We start from the raw sequence: 6,219 nt of genomic DNA on the forward strand, positions 1-6,219 counted from the left end.
CCGATAGCCATCCGCCCACTCTTCTACTTTAACTCTTGAGGTGAACAATGAGACTGATTCCCCTGGCAACTGCTGAACAAGTCGGTAAATGGGCCGCTCGCCATATCGTTAACCGCATCAACGCGTTCAAACCGACCGCCGATCGTCCTTTCGTACTTGGCCTCCCGACGGGCGGCACACCGCTGACCGCGTATAAGGCCCTGGTTGAGATGCACAAAGCAGGCCAGGTTAGCTTCAAACATGTTGTGACCTTCAATATGGACGAATACGTCGGCTTACCGAAAGATCATCCGGAAAGCTACCATAGCTTTATGCACCGCAATTTCTTTGATCACGTTGATATTCCAGCTGAAAATATTAACCTGCTGAATGGAAACGCGCCTGATATTGACGCAGAATGTCGTCAGTATGAAGAAAAAATCCGTTCTTACGGTAAAATCCACCTGTTTATGGGCGGTGTGGGTAATGATGGTCACATCGCATTTAACGAGCCGGCATCATCTCTGGCGTCCCGTACCCGTATTAAAACGCTGACCCATGACACGCGCGTGGCAAACTCCCGCTTCTTTGATGGCGATGTGAACCAGGTTCCAAAATACGCCCTGACCGTAGGCGTAGGCACCCTGCTGGATGCCGAAGAAGTGATGATTCTGGTGCTGGGCAGCGTGAAGGCGCAGGCGCTCCAGGCAGCCGTTGAAGGCAACGTTAACCATATGTGGACCATCAGCTGCCTGCAGCTGCATCCAAAATCAGTCATCGTCTGCGACGAGCCATCCACGATGGAGCTGAAGGTAAAAACGTTGAAATACTTCAACGAGTTAGAAGCTGAGAACATCAAAGGTCTGTAATTGAATAACCGCCTCTTCAACAAGAGGCGGCCGCTTTTTTTAACCGGGGGTCGTTATGTACGCTTTAACCCACGGTCGGATTTATACCGGCCATGATATTCTGGATGACCATGCGATTGTTATCGCCAATGGCCTGATTGAACGTGTTTGCCCGCTGGCAGAGCTGCCGCCGGAGATTGAACAGCGCTCACTCAATGGAGCAGTAATCTCCCCCGGTTTCATCGACGTACAGCTGAACGGCTGCGGCGGTGTGCAATTTAATGACTCCGCCGACGCGGTGACGGTCGAAACGCTGGAGATCATGCAGAAAGCCAACGAGAAATCTGGCTGCACCAGCTATCTGCCAACGCTCATCACCAGCAGTGATGATCTTATGAAACAGGGTATCCGCGTGATGCGTGAATACCTGGCCAAACACCCCAATCAGGCGCTGGGTCTGCACCTTGAAGGACCATGGCTCAATATGGTCAAGAAAGGGACGCATAACCCGGATTACGTGCGCAAACCGGATGCAGAGCTGGTGGATTACATGTGTGCGAACGCTGATGTGATCACCAAAGTCACGCTGGCCCCTGAAATGACCGGCACTGACGTCATCAGCAAGCTGGCCGCCGCCGGGATTGTGGTTTCAGCAGGCCACTCTAACGCCACGCTGAAAGAGGCGAAAGCCGGTTTCCGCGCGGGCATTACCTTTGCGACGCATCTTTATAACGCCATGCCGTATATCACGGGGCGTGAACCGGGTCTGGTCGGTGCGATTCTGGATGAGCCAGACGTATACTGCGGCATTATCGCCGACGGTTTACACGTCGATTACACCAACATTCGCAATGCCAAGCGGCTGAAAGGTGACAAGCTTTGTCTGGTCACGGATGCCACCGCACCGGCAGGTGCAAATATTGAGCAGTTCATTTTTGCCGGTAAAACAATATACTACCGCAATGGACTGTGTGTGGATGAAAACGGTACGCTGAGTGGTTCCTCTTTGACCATGATTGAAGGGGTGCGTAACCTGGTGGAACATTGCGGGATTGCGCTTGATGAAGCCCTGCGTATGGCCACCCTCTATCCGGCTCGTGCAATGGGCGTGGATAAACAGCTTGGCGGAATTGCACCAGGTATGGTTGCAAACCTGACGGCATTCACACACGATTATAAAATTATTAAGACCATCGTTAATGGTAACGAGGTCGTCACTGAGTAAGTAAAAGTATGACACCTGGCGGACAAGCTCAAATCGGTAATGTCGATCTCGTTAAACAACTTAACAGTGCGGCGGTATATCGCCTGATTGACCAACATGGTCCAATCTCACGTATCCAGATAGCCGAACAAAGCCAGCTTGCTCCCGCCAGCGTGACAAAAATTACCCGCCAGCTCATTGAGCGCGGTCTGATCAAAGAAGTCGATCAGCAGGCCTCTACCGGGGGCCGCCGCGCGATCTCCATTGTTACCGAAACCCGTAATTTTCAGGCGATCGGCGTCCGGCTGGGTCGTCATGACACCACGCTCACGCTCTACGATCTGAGCAGCAAAGCCATTGCGGAAGAGCACTACCCTCTTCCGGAGCGCACCCAGGAAACACTGGAGCATGCGCTGCTGAACACCATCGCGCTGTTTATTGAAAGCTGTCAGCGCAAGATCCGCGAACTCATCGCCATCTCCGTGATTCTTCCCGGCCTGGTCGACCCGGAAAGCGGCGTGATCCGTTATATGCCGCATATTCAGGTTGAAAACTGGGGGCTGGTCGACGCGCTGGAAAAGCGTTTTAAAGTGACCTGCTTTGTGGGCCATGACATTCGCTCTCTGGCGCTTGCTGAGCACTACTTTGGTGCGAGTCAGGACTGCGAAGACTCTATTCTGGTGCGCGTTCACCGCGGTACGGGTGCCGGCATTATCTCTAATGGCCGAATCTTTATTGGTCGCAACGGTAACGTCGGTGAGATTGGTCACATTCAGGTTGAACCCCTCGGGGAGCGCTGCCACTGCGGAAACTTCGGTTGCCTTGAAACCATTGCCGCCAACACCGCCATCGAGCAGCGCGTTCGCCATCTGCTGGAACAGGGTTACCAAAGCCGCGTGACGCTGGACGATTGTAAGATAGGCTCCATCTGTAAAGCCGCCAATAAAGGCGACGCGCTGGCCTGTGAAGTGATCGAACAGGTGGGACGTCATCTGGGGAAAACCATCGCCATCGCCATTAACCTGTTTAACCCGCAAAAAGTGGTGATCGCAGGTGAAATTGTGGAGGCGGAAAAGGTCCTGCTCCCCGCCATTGAAGGCTGTATTAACACCCAGGCGCTGAAAGCATTCCGCCAGAACCTCCCGGTGGTTCGTTCAAAGCTTGACCATCGCTCGGCGATTGGCGCGTTCGCGCTGGTCAAACGGGCTATGCTCAACGGAATTCTGCTGCAGCATTTGCTGGAAAGTTAATCGGACCTTATAGTAACGCCTTCTTTTTTTGATGTCGGAATGTCCATGACCATTAAGAATGTAATTTGTGATATCGACGGCGTGCTGATGCACGACAACGTTGCCGTGCCGGGTGCTGCGGAGTTTCTTCACCGCATCATCGACAAAGGAATGCCTCTGGTTCTTCTCACGAACTACCCTTCTCAGACCGGTCAGGATCTGGCAAACCGCTTTGCGACGGCGGGTGTCAACGTCCCGGACAGCGTGTTTTATACCTCGGCGATGGCCACGGCGGATTTTCTGAAGCGTCAGGAAGGGAAAAAAGCCTACGTGGTTGGTGAAGGGGCGCTGATCCACGAGCTGTACAAAGCGGGCTTTACCATCACCGACGTCAACCCGGACTTTGTGATCGTGGGTGAAACGCGCTCCTACAACTGGGAAATGATGCATAAAGCTTCTTTCTTTGTGGCTAACGGTGCGCGCTTTATTGCCACCAACCCGGATACCCATGGCCGTGGCTTTTATCCGGCCTGCGGCGCGCTGTGCGCCGGTATCGAGAAGATCTCCGGGCGCAAGCCGTTCTATGTCGGCAAGCCAAGCCCGTGGATCATTCGCGCCGCGCTCAACAAGATGCAGGCCCACTCTGAAGAGACCGTGATTGTCGGCGACAACCTGCGCACCGATATTCTGGCCGGTTTCCAGGCTGGTCTGGAGACGATTCTGGTGCTCTCCGGCGTCTCTCAGCTTGATGACATCGATTCAATGCCGTTCCGGCCAAGCTGGATTTACCCCTCCGTCGACGAAATTGACATTATCTGATACCGAACCACGCCTCAGGGCGTGGTTCTTTATTTTTATGTATGCAAAACACAACCCCATCTAACAAAAAGGTGCTTTTGTTGAATAATCATCAATAAATGCGCTCATCACATACGCGTTTTTCACTGATCCGCAACCGCCATTGCACTATTTCCGTTTTCACCCGTAAAACGCTTGCGCGCCCTGCCCCTTTGCGGCATTTTCATAAGCAAGCAACATCACAATGCAACAGGGTTAACGGAGAAGGTTATGTGTTCTATTTTTGGCGTACTGGATATTAAAACTGACGCGGGCGAACTGCGTAAAAAAGCACTCGAACTGTCCCGCCTGATGCGCCATCGCGGCCCGGACTGGTCCGGCGTTTACGCCAGTGACAAAGCCATTCTGGCACACGAACGTCTGTCAATCGTCGACGTCAATGCCGGTGCACAGCCGCTGTATAACGAGAAAAAAACGCACGCGCTGGCGGTTAACGGTGAGATTTACAACCACCAGGCGCTGCGCGCCGAGTACGGTGACCGCTACGCGTTCCAGACCGGCTCTGACTGTGAAGTCATCCTGGCGCTGTATCAGGAGAAAGGACCCGAGTTCCTGGACGACCTTCAGGGTATGTTTGCATTCGCCCTGTACGACAGTGAAAAAGACGCCTACCTGATTGGCCGTGACCATATCGGTATTATCCCGCTGTACATGGGCCACGATGAACACGGCAACTTCTATGTCGCGTCTGAGATGAAAGCCCTGGTGCCGGTTTGCCGCACCATTAAAGAGTTCCCGGCGGGCAGCTACCTGTGGAGCAAAGATGGCGAAATCCGTCAGTATTATCAGCGCGACTGGTTCGACTATGATGCCGTAAAAGACAACGTCACGGACAAAGCCGAGCTGCGCCAGGCACTGGAAGATTCCGTAAAAAGCCACCTGATGTCTGACGTGCCCTACGGCGTGCTGCTCTCCGGCGGTCTGGATTCCTCCGTGATCTCGGCGATCACCAAGAAATTTGCCGCCCGTCGTGTGGAAGATCAGGAGCGCTCTGAAGCCTGGTGGCCACAGCTGCACTCCTTTGCCGTGGGTCTGGAAGGAGCGCCTGACCTGAAAGCCGCGCAGGAAGTGGCGAACCACCTGGGGACGGTGCACCATGAAATTCACTTCACCGTGCAGGAAGGTCTGGATGCGATCCGCGATGTGATCTATCACATTGAAACCTATGATGTGACCACCATTCGCGCCTCCACGCCAATGTACCTCATGTCGCGCAAGATCAAGGCGATGGGCATTAAGATGGTGCTCTCCGGTGAAGGCTCTGATGAAGTGTTCGGCGGCTACCTGTACTTCCACAAAGCGCCAAACGCCAAAGAGTTACACGAAGAGACGGTGCGTAAACTGCAGGCGCTGCACATGTTTGACTGCGCACGAGCTAACAAAGCGATGTCCGCCTGGGGCGTAGAAGCACGCGTTCCGTTCCTGGATAAGAAATTCCTTGATGTGGCGATGCGCATCAACCCGCAGGATAAAATGTGTGGCAACGGCAAAATGGAAAAACATATCCTGCGCGAATGTTTTGAATCCTACCTGCCGGCAAGTGTGGCATGGCGTCAGAAAGAGCAGTTCTCTGATGGCGTAGGCTACAGCTGGATCGACACCCTGAAAGAGGTGGCGGCGAAACAGGTTTCAGACCAACAACTGGAAACCGCGAGCTTCCGCTTCCCGTACAACACGCCGGGCTCTAAAGAAGCGTATCTGTACCGTGAGATCTTCGAAGAACTGTTCCCGGTACCAAGTGCTGCAGAGTGTGTGCCAGGGGGGCCGTCCGTCGCCTGCTCTTCCGCGAAAGCCATTGAATGGGATGAATCTTTCAAAGCGATGAACGATCCATCAGGCCGCGCGGTAGGCGTTCACCAGTCTGCCTATAAATAATCAATCATTTCATCATCAGGCCCTGCGGGGCCTGATTTTTTTTGCTCCACTTTTCCTCCGCTAAAACCGATTAATAACCAATAATTGCCGAATATTCGGCCATGCTGTTCGCAACCTAACCAAACAGTCACATTCCCGCCATTTTCGTTGAAAAAGGTGTTGACGCTGCAAGGGTCTATACGCATAATGCGCCCCGCAACGCCGATAAGGTAACGCGAAAAAAAGA

At 53.4% G+C, this 6,219-nt stretch carries 6 protein-coding genes; 5 read left to right on the plus strand and 1 reads right to left on the minus strand.

Going from position 1 to position 6,219, the window contains the following annotated elements:
* Positions 1-47 precede the first annotated feature (47 nt).
* The 5 genes from nagB (at position 48) to asnB (ending at position 5,993) form a co-directional block, all read left to right on the plus strand.
* Positions 48-848: a glucosamine-6-phosphate deaminase gene (gene nagB / locus C5687_RS17335; protein ID WP_013097568.1), complete on the plus strand. Its 801-nt coding sequence runs from the start codon at positions 48-50 to the stop codon at positions 846-848.
* 55 nt (positions 849-903) lie between these two features.
* On the plus strand, positions 904-2,052 hold the full coding sequence (gene nagA / locus C5687_RS17340) for an N-acetylglucosamine-6-phosphate deacetylase (RefSeq protein WP_059386044.1): 1,149 nt from the start codon (positions 904-906) through the stop codon (positions 2,050-2,052).
* Positions 2,053-2,060: 8 nt separating this feature from the next.
* Complete coding sequence (gene nagC, locus C5687_RS17345; RefSeq protein ID WP_095441824.1) at positions 2,061-3,281, plus strand: DNA-binding transcriptional regulator NagC; 1,221 nt, start codon at positions 2,061-2,063, stop codon at positions 3,279-3,281.
* Between the two features lie 45 nt (positions 3,282-3,326).
* A complete protein-coding gene (gene nagD, locus C5687_RS17350; RefSeq protein WP_025756350.1) occupies positions 3,327-4,079 on the plus strand; it encodes a ribonucleotide monophosphatase NagD in 753 nt (250 codons plus the stop codon).
* A 249-nt stretch (positions 4,080-4,328) separates the two neighbouring features.
* The gene (asnB, locus tag C5687_RS17355; protein WP_025756349.1) at positions 4,329-5,993 is read left to right on the plus strand and encodes an asparagine synthase B; all 1,665 of its coding nucleotides are present in this window, start codon (positions 4,329-4,331) and stop codon (positions 5,991-5,993) included.
* Here the strand turns inward: asnB and C5687_RS24815 are convergent.
* Positions 5,984-6,219: hypothetical protein (locus tag C5687_RS24815; protein WP_238380491.1), on the minus strand; the 236-nt coding region annotated here is incomplete at its 5' end. The two genes, asnB and C5687_RS24815, sit on opposite strands and share 10 nt — an antisense overlap.

Source organism: Enterobacter sichuanensis (assembly GCF_002939185.1).
Taxonomy (GTDB): Bacteria; Pseudomonadota; Gammaproteobacteria; order Enterobacterales; family Enterobacteriaceae; genus Enterobacter; species Enterobacter sichuanensis.